The organism is Flavobacterium sp. (assembly GCF_044376915.1).
Taxonomy (GTDB): domain Bacteria; phylum Bacteroidota; class Bacteroidia; order Flavobacteriales; family Flavobacteriaceae; genus Flavobacterium.
The window spans coordinates 13,475-28,417 of the sequence record NZ_JBILKB010000018.1 but is presented as its reverse complement, the minus strand read 5'-3'; the positions used below and the strand labels follow the sequence as shown (position 1 = coordinate 28,417).

At 34.3% G+C, this 14,943-nt stretch carries 18 protein-coding genes; 6 read left to right on the top strand and 12 right to left on the bottom strand.

The genetic code is table 11. The features are described 5' to 3' along the window. Window positions 1–103 precede the first annotated feature (103 nt). From atpH to ACIQ6Z_RS03380, 11 genes are all read right to left on the bottom strand, one after another. Complete coding sequence (gene atpH, locus ACIQ6Z_RS03430; RefSeq protein WP_396209534.1) at window positions 104–637, bottom strand: ATP synthase F1 subunit delta; 534 nt, start codon at window positions 635–637, stop codon at window positions 104–106. A 4-nt stretch (window positions 638–641) separates the two neighbouring features. Beyond that, entirely contained in the window at window positions 642–1,142 is a 501-nt protein-coding gene (locus ACIQ6Z_RS03425) for a F0F1 ATP synthase subunit B (protein ID WP_396209533.1), read from the bottom strand. Window positions 1,143–1,228: 86 nt separating this feature from the next. Further along, window positions 1,229–1,420: an ATP synthase F0 subunit C gene (atpE, locus tag ACIQ6Z_RS03420; protein ID WP_071671018.1), complete on the bottom strand. Its 192-nt coding sequence runs from the start codon at window positions 1,418–1,420 to the stop codon at window positions 1,229–1,231. Window positions 1,421–1,500: 80 nt separating this feature from the next. After that, window positions 1,501–2,664 carry a F0F1 ATP synthase subunit A gene (atpB, locus tag ACIQ6Z_RS03415; RefSeq protein WP_396209532.1) on the bottom strand — a complete coding sequence of 388 codons (1,164 nt, stop codon included), beginning with the start codon at window positions 2,662–2,664 and terminating at the stop codon, window positions 1,501–1,503. A 94-nt stretch (window positions 2,665–2,758) separates the two neighbouring features. Next, window positions 2,759–3,145 carry a hypothetical protein gene (locus ACIQ6Z_RS03410; RefSeq protein WP_396209531.1) on the bottom strand — a complete coding sequence of 129 codons (387 nt, stop codon included), beginning with the start codon at window positions 3,143–3,145 and terminating at the stop codon, window positions 2,759–2,761. Beyond that, window positions 3,135–3,359, bottom strand: coding sequence for an AtpZ/AtpI family protein (locus ACIQ6Z_RS03405; protein ID WP_396209530.1), 225 nt, complete (start codon window positions 3,357–3,359; stop codon window positions 3,135–3,137). The genes ACIQ6Z_RS03410 and ACIQ6Z_RS03405 overlap by 11 nt, the downstream gene beginning before the upstream one ends. 133 nt (window positions 3,360–3,492) lie before the next feature. Further along, window positions 3,493–3,846 carry a polymer-forming cytoskeletal protein gene (locus ACIQ6Z_RS03400; RefSeq protein WP_396209529.1) on the bottom strand — a complete coding sequence of 118 codons (354 nt, stop codon included), beginning with the start codon at window positions 3,844–3,846 and terminating at the stop codon, window positions 3,493–3,495. Window positions 3,847–3,867: 21 nt separating this feature from the next. Continuing rightward, window positions 3,868–6,510, bottom strand: coding sequence for a gliding motility protein (locus tag ACIQ6Z_RS03395; RefSeq protein WP_396209527.1), 2,643 nt, complete (start codon window positions 6,508–6,510; stop codon window positions 3,868–3,870). Between the two features lie 104 nt (window positions 6,511–6,614). Then, complete coding sequence (locus ACIQ6Z_RS03390) at window positions 6,615–7,280, bottom strand: aspartate kinase (RefSeq protein WP_396209526.1); 666 nt, start codon at window positions 7,278–7,280, stop codon at window positions 6,615–6,617. Window positions 7,281–7,347: 67 nt separating this feature from the next. Beyond that, window positions 7,348–7,707, bottom strand: coding sequence for a YraN family protein (locus tag ACIQ6Z_RS03385; RefSeq protein WP_396209535.1), 360 nt, complete (start codon window positions 7,705–7,707; stop codon window positions 7,348–7,350). 45 nt (window positions 7,708–7,752) lie between these two features. Further along, on the bottom strand, window positions 7,753–8,661 hold the full coding sequence (locus tag ACIQ6Z_RS03380) for an LD-carboxypeptidase (protein ID WP_396209525.1): 909 nt from the start codon (window positions 8,659–8,661) through the stop codon (window positions 7,753–7,755). Between the two features lie 99 nt (window positions 8,662–8,760). Here ACIQ6Z_RS03380 and metG point away from each other — a divergent pair, with 99 nt between their 5' ends. Genes metG through ACIQ6Z_RS03365 form a run of 3 tightly spaced genes read left to right on the top strand, consistent with a single transcriptional unit; the run spans window position 8,761 to window position 12,165 of the window. After that, entirely contained in the window at window positions 8,761–10,833 is a 2,073-nt protein-coding gene (gene metG, locus ACIQ6Z_RS03375; protein ID WP_396209524.1) for a methionine--tRNA ligase, read from the top strand. 1 nt (window position 10,834) lies between these two features. Continuing rightward, window positions 10,835–11,521, top strand: coding sequence for an HAD family hydrolase (locus ACIQ6Z_RS03370; protein WP_396209523.1), 687 nt, complete (start codon window positions 10,835–10,837; stop codon window positions 11,519–11,521). Next, a complete protein-coding gene (locus ACIQ6Z_RS03365; protein WP_396209522.1) occupies window positions 11,518–12,165 on the top strand; it encodes a CatA-like O-acetyltransferase in 648 nt (215 codons plus the stop codon). Before ACIQ6Z_RS03370 ends, ACIQ6Z_RS03365 begins: the two co-directional genes overlap by 4 nt. A gap of 16 nt (window positions 12,166–12,181) precedes the next feature. On the opposite strand, the gene ACIQ6Z_RS03360 is transcribed toward ACIQ6Z_RS03365, so the two are convergent. Further along, window positions 12,182–12,502, bottom strand: a complete 321-nt coding sequence (locus tag ACIQ6Z_RS03360) for a single-stranded DNA-binding protein (protein ID WP_396209521.1) — start codon at window positions 12,500–12,502, stop codon at window positions 12,182–12,184. A gap of 223 nt (window positions 12,503–12,725) precedes the next feature. Here ACIQ6Z_RS03360 and ACIQ6Z_RS03355 point away from each other — a divergent pair, with 223 nt between their 5' ends. From ACIQ6Z_RS03355 to ACIQ6Z_RS03345, 3 genes are read left to right on the top strand one after another with little or no spacing between them, the layout of a single operon-like run. Next, window positions 12,726–13,076 (top strand): hypothetical protein, encoded by a 351-nt coding sequence (locus tag ACIQ6Z_RS03355; protein WP_396209520.1) that lies wholly within the window; start codon window positions 12,726–12,728, stop codon window positions 13,074–13,076. Continuing rightward, entirely contained in the window at window positions 13,077–13,913 is an 837-nt protein-coding gene (locus tag ACIQ6Z_RS03350; protein WP_396209519.1) for an SDR family oxidoreductase, read from the top strand. It begins immediately after the preceding gene. A 2-nt stretch (window positions 13,914–13,915) separates the two neighbouring features. Continuing rightward, entirely contained in the window at window positions 13,916–14,839 is a 924-nt protein-coding gene (locus ACIQ6Z_RS03345) for a DMT family transporter (protein WP_396209518.1), read from the top strand. The last annotated feature ends 104 nt before the right edge of the window (window positions 14,840–14,943 follow it).

The window sequence follows — 14,943 nt, the reverse complement described above, 5'->3', positions numbered from 1 at the left end:
TCTAACGATGCACCAGATTCAAAACCTGATAATTGTTGTTTTAATATTGCTGATATTTCAGCAGGTTTAATTTCAGCCATTGTGATATATCTTTAATGGGATATTAATTATTAAATTCTCTTTTTAAATTTTGCAATCTGTTTGCCACAGATGCATTGTATTGTTTGTCACCAATTCGTAAAATAAATCCTCCGATGATGGCTGGATCTACAATATTTTGTATGGTAATATTTTTAGTTGAAAAGGTTGCAATTTTTGCTAATACTTTAGTTTCTAACTCGGTTGTGATTGGAAATGCAGTAGTTACTACCGCCGTTTCAATTCCGTTAAGTTCATCATGCAAAGCATTATATTGAATGGCAACATCTTGCAATAACTCAAATCTTTTATTCACTAAAAGCAATTGAAACAAGCTTTTTGTTTCTTTTTGAGCAGAAGCAAAAATTTCAGTTACAGAAGAAAATTTAATTTCTCCTTTCACTACCGGACTGTGCAAAAATTCTTTCAATTCGGCACTGTCTTTAATTGCGTTTACAATTGAAGTCATGTCTGCATTTACAGCAGCTGCGTTATTGTTGTCTTTTGCAACGTCTAAAATAGCTTTAGCGTATCGTATTGCTGCTCTAGTTCCTGCCATGATCTTAGTTTAATTTTGCATCACCTAACATTTTCTCAACCAATTTAGTTTGAGCTTCTTTGTTAGATAATTCGTCTTGTAACAATTTCTCAGCAATTTCTAATGACAAAGAAGAAACTTGATTTTTCAATTCTGCCATTGCTGCATTTTTTTCGCTTTCGATTGATGCTTTTGCTTGATCAATCATTTTTTCACCTTGTGCTTGTGCTTCAGATTTGGCATCAGCAATCATTTTTTCTTTGATTTCTCTTGCTTCTTTAATCATTAAATCTCTTTCAGCTCTAGCCTCTGCTAATAATTTTTCGTTATCAGCTTTTAGGTTTTGCATGTCTTTTTTAGCATTTTCTGCTGCTAATAAAGCATTTTTTATTCCTTCTTCTCTTTCATTAACTGCGTCAAGAATAGGTTTCCAAGCGAATTTTTTCATCAAGAAAACTAAACCTACGAAAATTACTAATAACCAAAAGAATAAACCTAATTGAAATTGTTCTATTAATTTTTCCATTATATAAAACTCTATTTAATACATTTTAATTTTTAAAAACTACAGTTACAACCAACCGTTATAACTGTAGTAATTTTTTTGATTTACTAAGATGCGAATAACGCAGCGAAACCAATACCTTCAATAAGCGCTGCTGCAATCAACATAGCTGTTTGAATTTTTCCTGAAGCTTCTGGTTGACGTGCGATAGCGTCCATTGCTGATCCACCAATTTTACCAATACCTAAACCGGCACCGATAACGATTAAACCTGCTCCTACAATGTTTGGAATAGTCATAATATATATATTTAATTAAACATTCAATTTATTTGCCAGTTAACTTGCTGGCTACTCACTTAAAAGTCACTAGGACATTATTAATGATGTTCGTCCCCTTCATGATGATGTTCTTCGTTTCCAGCTCCAAAATATAAAGCAGACAACATCGTGAAAATATAAGCTTGCAATGCCGCAACTAAAATTTCTAATAGTGATAATGCAAAAGCTAAGAAAAACGACAAACTACTTCCTAACCAATTTTTGAAAATAAACATCAAACCAATAATACTCATCAAAACAACGTGTCCTGCAACAATATTGGCATACAAACGAATCATTAACGAAAAAGGCTTGATAATTGTTCCTAATAACTCTATGGGAGCCAAAATAATTTTCATTGGAGTGGGTACACCAGGCATCCAAAAAATGTGTCCCCAATAATTTTTGTTAGCTGTAAAAGTTGTTATTAAATAGGTAATTATTGCTAAACAAGCTGTAACAGCAATATTACCTGTAACATTTACACCTAGTGGTGTTAATCCAAACATATTTAAAAACCAAATAAAGAAAAAGATAGTCAATAAATAACTCATATATTTCTTGTAGTTTTTACCAATATTTGGAATTGCAATATCGTCTCTTATGTATAAAATAATTGGCTCAAAAAATCTTCCAGCGCCTTTTGCAATTCCTCCGTTTTTAGCATATGATTTTGCTAGATTTGTAAACAAAAAGAACATAATAACACCCACCAAAAGCATCATAAATACACTTTTAGTAATTGAAAAATCTAATGGTTTTGCATTAGTTGCATGGTGATGCTCATCAAGTTTTACTTGTTCATCAGCACCCCCAATTTTATAAATTTTATTGTGATATAATCTGTAATAATTCCCATTGCTTTCAGCTGCCTCTTCTCCATGGTGAAATTTAGAAGAAGAAAAAACATTCAAACCATTATCCCATACAATCACAGGTAATGGAAAACCAATATGGTGCTCTTTTCCAGCATCATCTTTCCAAGAAAATAAATTAAAATCGTAAGAATCTAACAAGTGATGATTGATGTACTCTTTGATTTCAGTTTTTAAATCTTTTGGCGTTTCTGCATGTTCCTCATGTGTTGCTGCTGCTTTTGTTGTGTGAGCAGCTTCTACATGAACAGCAGTTGAGTCTTGGCTTGGATTTGCAATACTAATTAATGGCAAAAAAGCTATCAATGTAGCGGCTATAATCTGGAGTGGTTTTTTTGAAATCACCATATCTTTTGTAAACTTAAACTATGAGGTTTATAAAATTTGGTGCAAAGGTACATTTTTTCTTTATATTCCAAATTATATTATTGCGTTTTTTTGACTATTTTTTATTCAAAATTTTAGCAACTAAGATTGTTTCTATCAGAAGAAATAGAATGAAAATGATGAAAAAGTTAATTTTTTCAATTTTATTATCTTCGATAAGAAGAATTGGCCTTACTAAAAAGTACGCAACAACCATTTTTATACTCGTTGCAATCATAAAAACCATTCCGGTATTATCGAAGTTTTTTTCTGAAATTTTGGTAACTATTATTAATATTGCTGCCGAAAGCATAAAAAATAACCCATAAAGTAGAGGAATTGAATAATAAAAATTTGCTCCTTTTCCGGTTATTAAATTGGCATTGAAAAGCATCACATGAATAATAAAAATAGGTAAAGCCACAAAAATTAGCTTTTTTAGGATTCCAATACTATTTATCATTTTTATTCATTTGATTTACTAGTCTAATAACATTATAAAGTGCAATGAAAACACCTATAATCGTTAGTCCTTTTGTGTAACTATTGGTTGCATTTTTATAGGTTTCGTCCAACCATTTACCAAAATAGGAAAACACAAAAATTACAATTCCCATTTGGATAGGAATATTAATTAAGGCTAGCCATTTATTGAATTGATTTTTGTTGTTAGCCATTTATTTTGGGTCTTAAATCGATTTTATCTAATTCTTGCCTTACTATTTTTTGGATTCGTTGAATTCGAAATTATAAATTTCTCATTTAACTCATAACTTATTTATTTTCTTTTTGAATTCGTTGAATTCGAAATTATAAATTTCTCATTTCACAGCTGGCTTCAAAAGTTGCGCCAGGTTCAACGGCAAGTTTCCCCACAATTACTTCACCTGTGATATGGGCTTTTGACTTAACATTTAAAAGGCCTTCCGCTTGTAATTTCCCAGAAAATTTTCCTTCAATATCAATACTTTTACATACTATATCTCCCAAAACAGCTCCCGTTGGACCAATGACAATTTTGCCTTCGGAAGTGAAATTTCCAGTTAATGTTCCGTCTAATCTAAAATCGGCTTTGGTAATAATATCGCCATTGATGGAAGTTCCTTCAACAATTCTATTTGTTTTTCCTAATAGATGATCTTGGTTATTCACTTTATCAAACATTTTGAGGCGATTTATGAGTTATTATTGCGATAATTTTAGCCATTCTTGAAATTGTTTCTTCATTTGAATTATTTTATAGTCTTCTGAAGAAACAATATAGACCGTGTCTTTTATTTTGTAATTTTTATGTTCTTTCAACAACGACAAAATCGCCTGAGCCGATTCTTTAGAACTAAAGCCATGGATTACAATAAAATCATCCGTTAGGGTATACAAATCCGAAGACAATTTGAGCGCTACGGCATTGGCATCTTTCAAATATTTCTCAATTTTATCGGTTAAATTTTTTACGTCATGGGAATGAGGGAATGCCTTTGGAAATACAATTTTCCATTCGGATTCTGAGTCTTTAGAAAAGGTAAGTGCTTCTAATTTTGGCATATCTGATGCCAACAACTGTTCGGCTTGCTTGCCTTCTTCTACATTAGGATATGTTAATGCAACAAAGTTTAATGCTTTTTTATAGGCATCAATTCCTTCTAAACGAGCAATAAGTTTGGCTTTAAGTAACTCAAATTTTGCCACTGACTCTTCGCCTGTAAAACGCTGAATGAAATCGTCTATTTCAGAAAAAAGGTCACGCAATTCGCCTTTTTCAAATCTTTTATATAAAACATTGTAAGCCAATTCTGGGTGAGTATCGTCTGTCACTTCTACGCTTGGATTTCTAATGATTTCGGCGTAACGACTGTTAGGATATTCGCTTAAAATTTGTGCCTTCATGAGCTCGGCCTTTGCCGGAGCAATTAGTTGGTAAATTTTATACAAATTGTACTTCGCTGGAAGCACCAATCGTTCTTCAGGATTGTTTTTTAGTAATTGTTCCAATCGTGCGGCAGCCAACTCATTTTCTTTGAATTTTTCTTTATAAATAAGCCCTAATTGATAGTATGCAAAATTTCGCGCTTTAGCTAAACTGTCTATAAATTTGGTTTCCGTGGGGAGTTGTTTAAGATAATTGGCAACCGTATATTTTGGCTCTTCAGTTTTTGCAACTGCATCCGATTTTTTCTCCGCTTCTGCCACATTTTCTTTTTCTCCATCGGAAGAAGCAACCTCCTCGGAATTTGTATCCATAGACCATCGCCAATTGTCTTTTAAACTGCGTTTGCCCCACTTGCCTTTGAATTCTTTTTTTCCATACGCTACTGTAGTGGTGTTGTAAAAATAAAAGCCGCTTTTTGTATCATCGCCCATATCAAATAGGCCCGGACTTGAATTAGGGGCCGCATTATTTTTTCCTACGCCCAAAAGCTTGTCTTTGTCTAGTTTTGCTAAGTTTCCGCCACCGGCAGAACTATTGGCCAACAAATTGGCTTCCTTTTCGGCTTTTGCAGCCGCTAACTTGGCTTTTTGATCGTCTAATTTTTTTAGCTTTTCAATATAATCTTCATAAAAACGTTTTTGACCGGCCTCATCTAATGCAACAACAGCAAGTATGCTGTCATTTTGCTGGGCTATGGTTTCGTATTTAATTACATCGTCTAAATTGAGTCTTTTCTTTTTAATTTTTCGATATTCTCTAGTGCGCTCTTTTAATTTCACCAACGTACTGTCGTAATACTTTCCGGCAAGGCTGTATTTTGAAGTTCTGAAATAAATTTCACCCAAATTCCTATAATTTGAAGCCACCAAATAGTTGTCGTTTGACCCTTTTTTAAGCGACTTATTATAAAATTTTCTAGCCGATGCGTTTTGATTTTGTTGATCATAAAACACGCCCATTTGGTGATACAACGCATCCAAATATGGTCGGTTTTCGCGATCTTCTAGTAACTTTTGAAATGCTTCTACAAAGACCAACGTATCTCCTTTTTTATAGTTAAACTGTTGGGCTTGTTTTATTTTTGCTTGAATTACATAGCGTCTTGGCGCATTTCTTTTCATTTGAATGACACTTTCAAAAGCAGCAAATGCACTATCCTTATGATGTGCACTTTCATACAATTGGCCTAAAATAAAACGGTAACGTGCGCGTTCTTCTTTAATTTTTGTAGCGCTAATTGCTTTCTTTAAGGCAACTATGGCGCTATCTTTTGCTTGTATGTTTAAATAGGCTTGCGTGAGCATAGCATGCGCATCTGCAAAATCTTGCCCTTCAATATTATTGTTCTCGAGCAGTTTTTTTAAATTTTTTATAGCAATTTGATCGTTGTCGAGACGGATGTTTACTTTTTCACGCCATACTTTAGCCCGATAAATTTTATCACTTAACGGATATTTATACAAAATATAATTAAGTGCATCTAATGACGGAATGATTCGATTGTCATAATAACGCGCTTTGGCCAATAGCAAATATGCCTCATCCATTTGTGGGTTTTTTTCAACCCCTCCAATATTCATGGAATGATTTTGAATGGCTTTTACGGCTTTTTCTTCGGCTTTCTCAAAATTTTGATTTTTGTTTTTTTCTTTGGTTGCAGTTTCTTCACCTCCCGAAAATCGTTCAATAGGTAATATGTCCCAAAAATTATCTTGATAGGTAGTTTGCAATTCTATCAAACCCTTGTCCAAGGCAATGTTCCCGTTATACAATACATTATATTCTGTAGTAACAGCATGAAAATTTCGATTGATGAATTTATCTTTTTCAACAGAACATGCTATCAAAAAAAGAATCCCACCAATGGCTATTATATATTTTAATATTGTGCTTTTCAAAGTAAAAACGTTTTTGTTTAAACTACTAAAAGGTCTTTTTAGTATCAACAGAATGGTAAAAATACGTTTCTTTTTTTGAAGTGAAAAAAAATAAGCCTTTTTTGTTAATCAAAAACGTTTTTTAGTCCCTTAATCACTTTAAAGGCTATATCAATTTGATCATCACTCACAATTATTGTAAACTCGTTTGTGGTAGAAATTACTTCATGAATTATGACTCCTTCCCATGCCAAACGTTGAAAGATATAGTAATAAACTCCCGGCGTGGAAATATTTTCTTGTGGTAATTTCACCGTAATAGAAGATAAATTTTCAATTTTATGTGTTAGTTTTTCGGCTTTAAAAAGGGTTTCAATAATGGTCGAAATAGAGGCACTCGTAACAATATTGGTTTCGTTTACGCCTCGAGAAGAGGTGTAAAAAATATCTTGTAATTTGTTGATTTCAGTTAGTAATTTGGCTTGATTTTCTAAAAGCGTATCGGAGATAACAAAGGTGTAGTCAGTTAAGGAGGAACGCACTGTGATTTCGCCAATATTTTTTAAAACTTTTGATATTTTGTGATTGATTTTAAAATCCAATTCTTCAGACAACCTTTTCAACGCCATAACTACCGCACCTTGTTTCACATCTTTGCCTAAATGCAGGGCAATTTCAGGCATCATAATTCGGGATAAAGAAGTCAAGTTAATGATTCCTTGTGAAAGTGAACTCAATAAAAAAGGTTTTGATTTAATATATTGTTCAACTACGGAAGAAATCGTGTTCATGTATGGTTGCTTTATTGATTGTAGGGTGCAAATATATCAAATAAAACATTTTGTTACAAATATAACATTAAAAATAATGGAAGGCGTCTTCGATATGTTCTATTGTAAAACCTGAAGCCTCTTTATGAATCGCAACAATATCAAATCGTACGTCAACATTTAGCTCTTTCCGATTGACATATTCGTTAATCGCCTTTACTAAGAGTTGAATTTTTTTAGGCTTCACAAATTCTTGTGGTAATCCAAATAATAATGAGGATCTTGTTTTTACTTCAACTACGGCTAGCGTGTTCTCTTTTTTAGCAATCACATCGATTTCGGCTTTGTCAAAAAACCAATTGATCTCTAGAATTTCATAACCGTTCTTGATCAAAAAGTCAATGGCCATTTGTTCTCCAAGTTTTCCTAAATCGTTATGCTCTGCCATAGTTAAAATTCCAAAAGTAAGTTTCAAGATTAGAATTTGGGGTTTTTAAATCGTTGTTTCATCAAAATTTAATTTGATTTCTTTTTCATTTACTTCCAAATCGACTTGCGTTCCTAAAAGTAAAGCGCGATTATCTGCTTGATGTCCTGCTGGAAATTCAAAAGCAATAGGAATATTGTATTCTTTAGCAATTGCAGTGATAATTTGTATATCATTTTGACCAAACGGAATTTCATTATCATGCATATCTGACATGCTCCCCACCACAATTCCTTTTACCTGTTCGAAATAACCATTACGCTTTAAATTGTACATCATTCGGTCGATATGGTATAAATATTCGTCTAAATCTTCAATAAAGAGAATCTTGCCATCCGTGTCAATAGAAGATTTGGAACCTAATAAACTGTACAAAATAGAGATGTTGCCCCCCACTAATTCGCCCGATGCTTTCCCTTTTACATCATAGGTTTTTGAAGGAATTGAATAGGATATAGCCACGCCAAACAAGGCTTTTCGAAGGGATTCCTTTACTTTTAAAGGAGCTTTAGGCACTGTAAACGGCATAATGGCATGTAGTGTGGCTACCCGCTCTACATTTAACTGACTGTGTAAAACCGTAACATCCGAAAAACCAATGATCCATTTGGGATGTTGCTTAAAATTAGTAAAATCCAAGGCATCAATGATTCGAACCGTACCGTATCCGCCACGAGCGCACCAAATGGCTTTAATGTTTACATCATCCATCATGGCTTGAAAATCTGCAGCTCGCTCGGCATCCGTTCCTCCCAATTGGAAATTATCTAAACCAATTGTGTTGCCTAATTTTACATGTAAGCCCCAAGATTTTAGTAATTCAATAGCTGGTTTTGCATCTTCAGGCGAAAATTTTCGTGCTGTACAAACTATAGCTACGGTGTCGCCGGGTTTCAAAAAGGGAGGTATTATCATAAGTATCTCAAAAATAAGCATTCAAAAATAAGGAATTTGATCAGAAAAATTCGTCTATTCCTGTCAAATGAATTATTTTTGTACAAATAATTGATTACAATGATTGAAAATCCAACTCAAAACGAGACCAAACGATATACCATAACAGCTGCATTACCTTACACAAATGGCCCCATTCATATAGGTCATTTAGCTGGTGTTTATGTGCCGTCTGATATTTATGCGCGTTATTTGCGCTTACAAGGAAAAGATGTAGCCTTCATTTGTGGAAGCGATGAACACGGTGTAGCGATTTCCATGAAAGCGAAAAAAGAAGGTATAACGCCGCAACAAGTAATTGATAAATACGACGGAATCATTCGTCAATCGTTTTTAGATTTCGGAATTTCTTTTGATAATTATTCGAGAACTTCTTCGGAAATTCATCATAAAACAGCCTCTGAATTTTTCAAAAAACTATACGATAACGGCGATTTTATCGAAGAAACGACCGAACAATTGTACGACGCTAAAGCAAACCAATTTTTGGCCGACCGATTTGTTATTGGAACCTGTCCAAAATGCGACAATCCAGAAGCATACGGCGACCAATGTGAAAAATGCGGTTCCACGTTAAATGCAACCGATTTAATTCATCCGAAATCAACGATTACTGGAGAAACGCCCATATTAAAAGCAACCAAACACTGGTTTTTGCCTTTAAATCGATACGAATCCTTTTTAAGAGAATGGATTTTAGAAGGTCATAAAAACGATTGGAAACCCAATGTTTATGGACAAGTAAAATCTTGGATTGATGGCGGTTTAGAACCGAGAGCAGTTACGCGCGATTTGGATTGGGGAATTGATGTTCCGGTAGCAGGTGCCGAAGGGAAAAAATTATACGTTTGGTTTGACGCCCCTATTGGCTATATTTCTTCTACCAAAGAATGGGCCGCTCGAGAAGGAAAAGATTGGGAACCATACTGGAAAGATGCCAACACAAAACTGGTGCACTTCATTGGAAAAGATAATATTGTGTTCCATTGTATCATTTTTCCTGCGATGCTAAAAGCAGAAGGAAGTTACATTTTACCCGATAATGTTCCGGCCAATGAATTTTTAAATTTAGAGGGCAACAAATTATCCACATCAAAAAATTGGGCGGTTTGGTTGCACGAATATTTACAAGATTTTCCTGAAAAACAAGATGCATTACGTTATGCATTAACGGCAAATGCACCAGAAACCAAAGACAACGACTTTACTTGGAAAGATTTTCAAGCGAGAAATAACAATGAATTAGCCGCTATTTATGGAAACTTCATCAATCGTGTTGTGGTGTTAACCCATAAATATTATGATGGAATTATTCCTGCTCCGAACGAATTTTCGGAAGTTGACGAACAAACATTAGCCGAATTGAAAGCCTATCCAGCGGTAATTTCAAGTTCGATTGAGCGCTACCGATTCCGAGAAGCACTTGGCGAATTAATGAATGTTGCGCGTTTAGGAAACAAGTATTTAGCCGATGAAGAACCATGGAAAATGGTAAAAGAAAATCCAGCAAGAGTGCAAACTCAAATGTATGTAGCGTTGCAAATAGCTTCAGCATTAGCTGTTTTATCAGAACCCTTTTTACCGTTTACGGCTCGAAAATTATCCAATATTTTAAAAATCGATGCATTGGGTTGGAACGATGTGGCAACTAAAACAAATTTGTTGCCAGCTGGACATCAAATTGGCCAAGCACAAATTTTGTTTGCCCAAATTGAAGATGCCGAAATACAAAAACAACTAGACAAATTAGAAGCAACTAAAACCGCCAATAAAGTGGAAAACGCAAAAGCAGCCCCTCAAAAAGACATCATTACTTTTGAAGATTTTGCCAAAGTAGATTTACGAATTGGAACCATCATCGAAGCCGAAAAAATGCCAAAAGCCAATAAATTATTGGTCTTAAAAGTAGATACTGGAATTGACGTAAGAACCATCGTTTCTGGAATTGCAGAACATTTTACCCCGGAAGAAGTTATTGGAAAACGCGTAACAGTTCTCGTGAACTTAGCCCCAAGAGCTCTACGTGGTGTTGAAAGTGAAGGCATGTTATTATTAACAAATAACGCAGAAGGCAAATTGGTTTTTGTAAATCCGGATGCAGAAGGAGTGATTAATGGTGCGATGATATCTTAATATGATTCCAAAGATAATTGCTTTTGATGCAGACGATACTTTGTGGCACAACGAACCCTATTTTGATGAGGCACAAGAACACTTCTGTGTGTTGTTTCAAGATTATGCCTCGCATCAAGAGATATTAGGGTTGATTTTGAATCATCAAATCAACAATTTGCCGTTGTATGGTTTCGGAATTAAAGCGTTTACACTATCAATGATTGAAACCGCTTTAGAGTTAACCCATCAGCAAATTTCGGGCAAAGGGATTGAACAAATCTTAGCCATTGGGAAAGAATTACTGCAAAAACCGGTGGAATTACTCCCAAACATTACCGAAGTTTTGGAGCAATTGCAAGGGAAATATAAATTGGTTGTAGCTACTAAAGGCGACTTAAAAGACCAACATCGCAAATTACACGATTCGGGAATTGGTGCTTTTTTTCATCATATTGAAGTAATGAGTGATAAAACTGAGTTGGATTACCAAAAAATGTTAGGTCGTTTAGAGTGTAACCCCGAAGATTTTTTGATGATTGGCAATTCGTTAAAATCTGATGTTTTACCTGTTTTAAATATTGGCGGACACGCCATTCACATCCCGTATCATACAACTTGGGCATACGAGAAAATTGATTTTGAAATTGAACACAATAATTTCAAATCGTTTACCAATATTACTAAGATTTTACCCTTACTTAAATGAAGCAAAAAATAGACATATCCACTTGGAATCGAAAAGAACACTTTGAATTTTTCTGTACTTTCGAAGAACCATTTTTTGGTAGCACCACGATTATTGACATGACAATTGCTTATGAACAAGCTAAAAAACAACAAATTCCTTTTTTTGTCTATTATTTATACCACACCATTGCTGCAGTAAATCAAGTAGAGAATTTTAGATACCGCATTGAGGCTAATCAAGTGTTTCTCTATGATGCAATTGACGCATCCTCTACCATCATGCGCGAAGACAAAACCTTTGGCTTTTCATTCATGAAATTTCATAAGGATTTGCAAAAATTTGCAAAAATTGTAGCCGCTGAAATTGAACGCATTCAAGTAACACCTGGGCTTTTTACAACAAATTTCCCTAAAAATATTATTCATTTTTCTGCTATTCCTTGGATAAATTTCACGGGGTTAACACATTCAAGAAGCTATACCATACCCGATAGTTGTCCAAAAGTTTCTTGGGGAAAATTAGTTTCTGAAAATGGAAAAAAAACAATGGCATTAAATGTTATGGCGCATCATGGATTAGTAGATGGTTATCATATGGGATTGTTTATCGATCTCTTACAGTCCAAATTAAACGAAAAAACCACTGATTGCTCAGTGGTTTAAGGAACCAATTAGAAAATTACTTTCCTAACAATAACAACTCAAGAACAAGAATTTCTGTAACATAGCGTTTATTGCCGTCTTTATCGTCATAACTCCTATGGGCTAATTTTCCTTCAACAGCAATTTCTTTACCTTTAGTAACATATTTTTCAATGATTTCTGCTGTTTTTCCCCACGCGGTAATGCGATGCCATTCGGTTTGTTCCACTTTGTCACCTTTTTCATTGTAATAAAAATCGTTGGTAGCTATGGTGAGCGTAGCAACTTTTTTGTTGTTTACCGTTTTTACTTCTGGTTCTTGGCCAACATGGCCGATCAATTGTACTCTGTTTTTCATGGCGTGTAATTAATTTAAGTTACTGTTGTTGATAGCTGCGGATCAAAATTGATCTCTAATTTGAAGCACAAAATTGTCTAGCAACTTCCAAATTATTCGGTTGTTAACTATTTACTTTCGATTGTAATTGCTTGTAATTGTTTGAAAGTGTAAAATTTTTCTAAAAAAATGGCTATTTACTATTTTTTGATTATTTTTATTCGTTCCTCCTAAAATGAATACTATGAATAAATCTTGTTTAGAATGTGGCGATAAAATCATTGGCCGCGAAGACAAAAAATTTTGTGGCGACGGTTGCCGAAATGCGTTCAACAACAAAATGAACAAAGATCAAAACAATTTGATGCGCAACATTAACAACAAATTGCGTAAAAATTATCGTATTTTGTGTGAATTAAATCCGGAAGGAAAGACTAAAATAACGCGAAATACAATGATAAGTAAAGGTTTTGATTTTGATTATTGTACTTCCATATTAAAAACAAAAACAGGAAACACCTATTATTTTATGTATGACTATGGCTACATGGAAACCGAAAACAGGCATTGTGTCCTTGTAAAAAAAGAATCATAAATGAAGTCCATCTCTATATTAGGTTGTGGTTGGCTCGGATTACCCTTGGCAAAATCATTGCTTACAGAAGGTTACAACATAAAAGGGTCAACCACAACAGAAGCGACACTTGATACCATGATAGCTGCAGGGATTATACCGTTTCAGATTCGACTAAAAGAACAAGAAATAATTGGAAATGTTACCGAATTTCTAAATCAAACGGACGTCTTAATTATTGCCATTCCACCGGGATTAGGAAGAGAAAAATTATTTTCTGAAGAAATGACTTTCGTAAATAAAATAAAAACACTCGTACCTTTTATAGAAAAATCAGGTGTTCAAAAAGTACTGTTTGTGAGTTCAACATCGGTGTATGGTGATTCAACTATTAGCCCGAATATGCAGGAAATAATTGAGGAAGTAAAACCTACTCCCGACTCGGAAAGTGGCAGACAATTGGTCTTTGTCGAGCAACTTTTACAATCCAATAAGCATTTCAAAACAACTGTTATTCGTTATGGCGGATTAGTAGGTGCTGATCGCCATCCCATAAAATTCTTAGCGGGAAGAACCGAAATTGAAAATCCGGATGCCCCTGTGAACTTGATTCATAGAGAAGATTGTATTGGCATCATAATAAAAATTCTTGACGTCTCTTATAACGATAAATGGGGTGATACTTTTAATGCTGTAGCTCCACAACATCCTTCTCGAAAAACCTATTATCAAAAAAAAGCACAACAATTGAATTTGCCATTACCTACCTTTGTAGAAGATTCTAAATCGAAAGGAAAAATTATTTCCTGTAAAAAAGTGGAAACGATTTTAAACTATTCGTTCCAAAAAGAACTTTAATAATGGCATATTATAACGTATTCCAAAAATACATCAAGCAACAAAAAAATGCGATTGGCCTTCCTGTTTTAGCGCTGTTTTGGATCAGTTTTTTTTGGGGCACAACTTGGATTGCTTCCAAAGAAGGTGTCAAACATATGCCTCCTATGCAATTGGTTGCCTTACGCCAACTCTTTGGTGGTTTGTGCTATTTGTTGTACTTTCTCTATCAAAAACACCCTTGGCCCAATAAAAGGCAGTGGCGTACTATTTTGGTCTTGAGTGTGTTGAATTTCATGCTGAGTAACGGTTTGAGCACTTGGGGTGTCAAATACATTTCGAGCGGTTTGGGTGCAATTATTGGTTCTATTTTTCCGCTTTGGATTGTGATTATTGGCTTGTTTCGAGGACAAAAAACATCATGGAAAGCAGTTGCTGGTTTAGTGGTCGCATTTGTTGGGATTTGTGTCATTTTTTACGACTACCTCAACGATTTTTTAGCACCCGAATTTCGATTTGGCATTTTACTTTCAGTAATTGCTACATTTACTTGGGCCTTATCCTCCATTTATATCAAAGAAAATAAAACCAATTTTAACCCTTATTTTAGTTTGGGATTACAAATGTTGATTTCAAGTTTTGTTATTTCGAGTGTTATTTTATGGAACGACTCTGCAATTCCTTTGACAGCAATTCCTGCGATTTCTTGGTGGTCAATTGGTTATTTAGTAGTTTTTGGATCGGTATTAACCTTTATTGCGTTTATTTATGCCTTAGAACATTTACCTACTGAAATAAGTAGTTTGTATGCCTATATTAATCCAATGGTTGCCTTATTTTTTGGCTATTTTTTGTTTAACGAACCTTTGACTCTTCCAATTGTTTTAGGGGGAATAATTACAATCATTGGGCTTTATGTGGTCAATCGAGCGATTAAAAAGAAATAAATTTAGCCACAGATTAATGGATTTTCACAGCTTATAATCCTTCTAATCTTTTAATCCGTGGTGATCATCTTTACTATTTTATAAAACAAAAAATCCCACCTGAA

Excerpts from the sequence above, each read along its gene's own strand:
- ACIQ6Z_RS03350 (WP_396209519.1), top strand. The coding sequence starts at position 13,077 with ATGAAGTCCATCTCTATATTAGGTTGTGGTTGGCTCGGATTACCCTTG.
- ACIQ6Z_RS03425 (WP_396209533.1), bottom strand. The coding sequence starts at position 1,142 with ATGGAAAAATTAATAGAACAATTTCAATTAGGTTTATTCTTTTGGTTA.
- atpE (WP_071671018.1), bottom strand. The coding sequence starts at position 1,420 with ATGACTATTCCAAACATTGTAGGAGCAGGTTTAATCGTTATCGGTGCC.
- atpH (WP_396209534.1), bottom strand. The coding sequence starts at position 637 with ATGGCAGGAACTAGAGCAGCAATACGATACGCTAAAGCTATTTTAGAC.
- atpB (WP_396209532.1), bottom strand. The coding sequence starts at position 2,664 with ATGGTGATTTCAAAAAAACCACTCCAGATTATAGCCGCTACATTGATA.
- ACIQ6Z_RS03355 (WP_396209520.1), top strand. The coding sequence starts at position 12,726 with ATGAATAAATCTTGTTTAGAATGTGGCGATAAAATCATTGGCCGCGAA.
- ACIQ6Z_RS03360 (WP_396209521.1), bottom strand. The coding sequence starts at position 12,502 with ATGAAAAACAGAGTACAATTGATCGGCCATGTTGGCCAAGAACCAGAA.
- ACIQ6Z_RS03385 (WP_396209535.1), bottom strand. The coding sequence starts at position 7,707 with ATGGCAGAGCATAACGATTTAGGAAAACTTGGAGAACAAATGGCCATT.
- ACIQ6Z_RS03405 (WP_396209530.1), bottom strand. The coding sequence starts at position 3,359 with ATGGCTAACAACAAAAATCAATTCAATAAATGGCTAGCCTTAATTAAT.
- ACIQ6Z_RS03345 (WP_396209518.1), top strand. The coding sequence starts at position 13,916 with ATGGCATATTATAACGTATTCCAAAAATACATCAAGCAACAAAAAAAT.
- metG (WP_396209524.1), top strand. The coding sequence starts at position 8,761 with ATGATTGAAAATCCAACTCAAAACGAGACCAAACGATATACCATAACA.
- ACIQ6Z_RS03400 (WP_396209529.1), bottom strand. The coding sequence starts at position 3,846 with ATGTTTGATAAAGTGAATAACCAAGATCATCTATTAGGAAAAACAAAT.
- ACIQ6Z_RS03370 (WP_396209523.1), top strand. The coding sequence starts at position 10,835 with ATGATTCCAAAGATAATTGCTTTTGATGCAGACGATACTTTGTGGCAC.
- ACIQ6Z_RS03365 (WP_396209522.1), top strand. The coding sequence starts at position 11,518 with ATGAAGCAAAAAATAGACATATCCACTTGGAATCGAAAAGAACACTTT.
- ACIQ6Z_RS03380 (WP_396209525.1), bottom strand. The coding sequence starts at position 8,661 with ATGATAATACCTCCCTTTTTGAAACCCGGCGACACCGTAGCTATAGTT.
- ACIQ6Z_RS03410 (WP_396209531.1), bottom strand. The coding sequence starts at position 3,145 with ATGATAAATAGTATTGGAATCCTAAAAAAGCTAATTTTTGTGGCTTTA.
- ACIQ6Z_RS03390 (WP_396209526.1), bottom strand. The coding sequence starts at position 7,280 with ATGAACACGATTTCTTCCGTAGTTGAACAATATATTAAATCAAAACCT.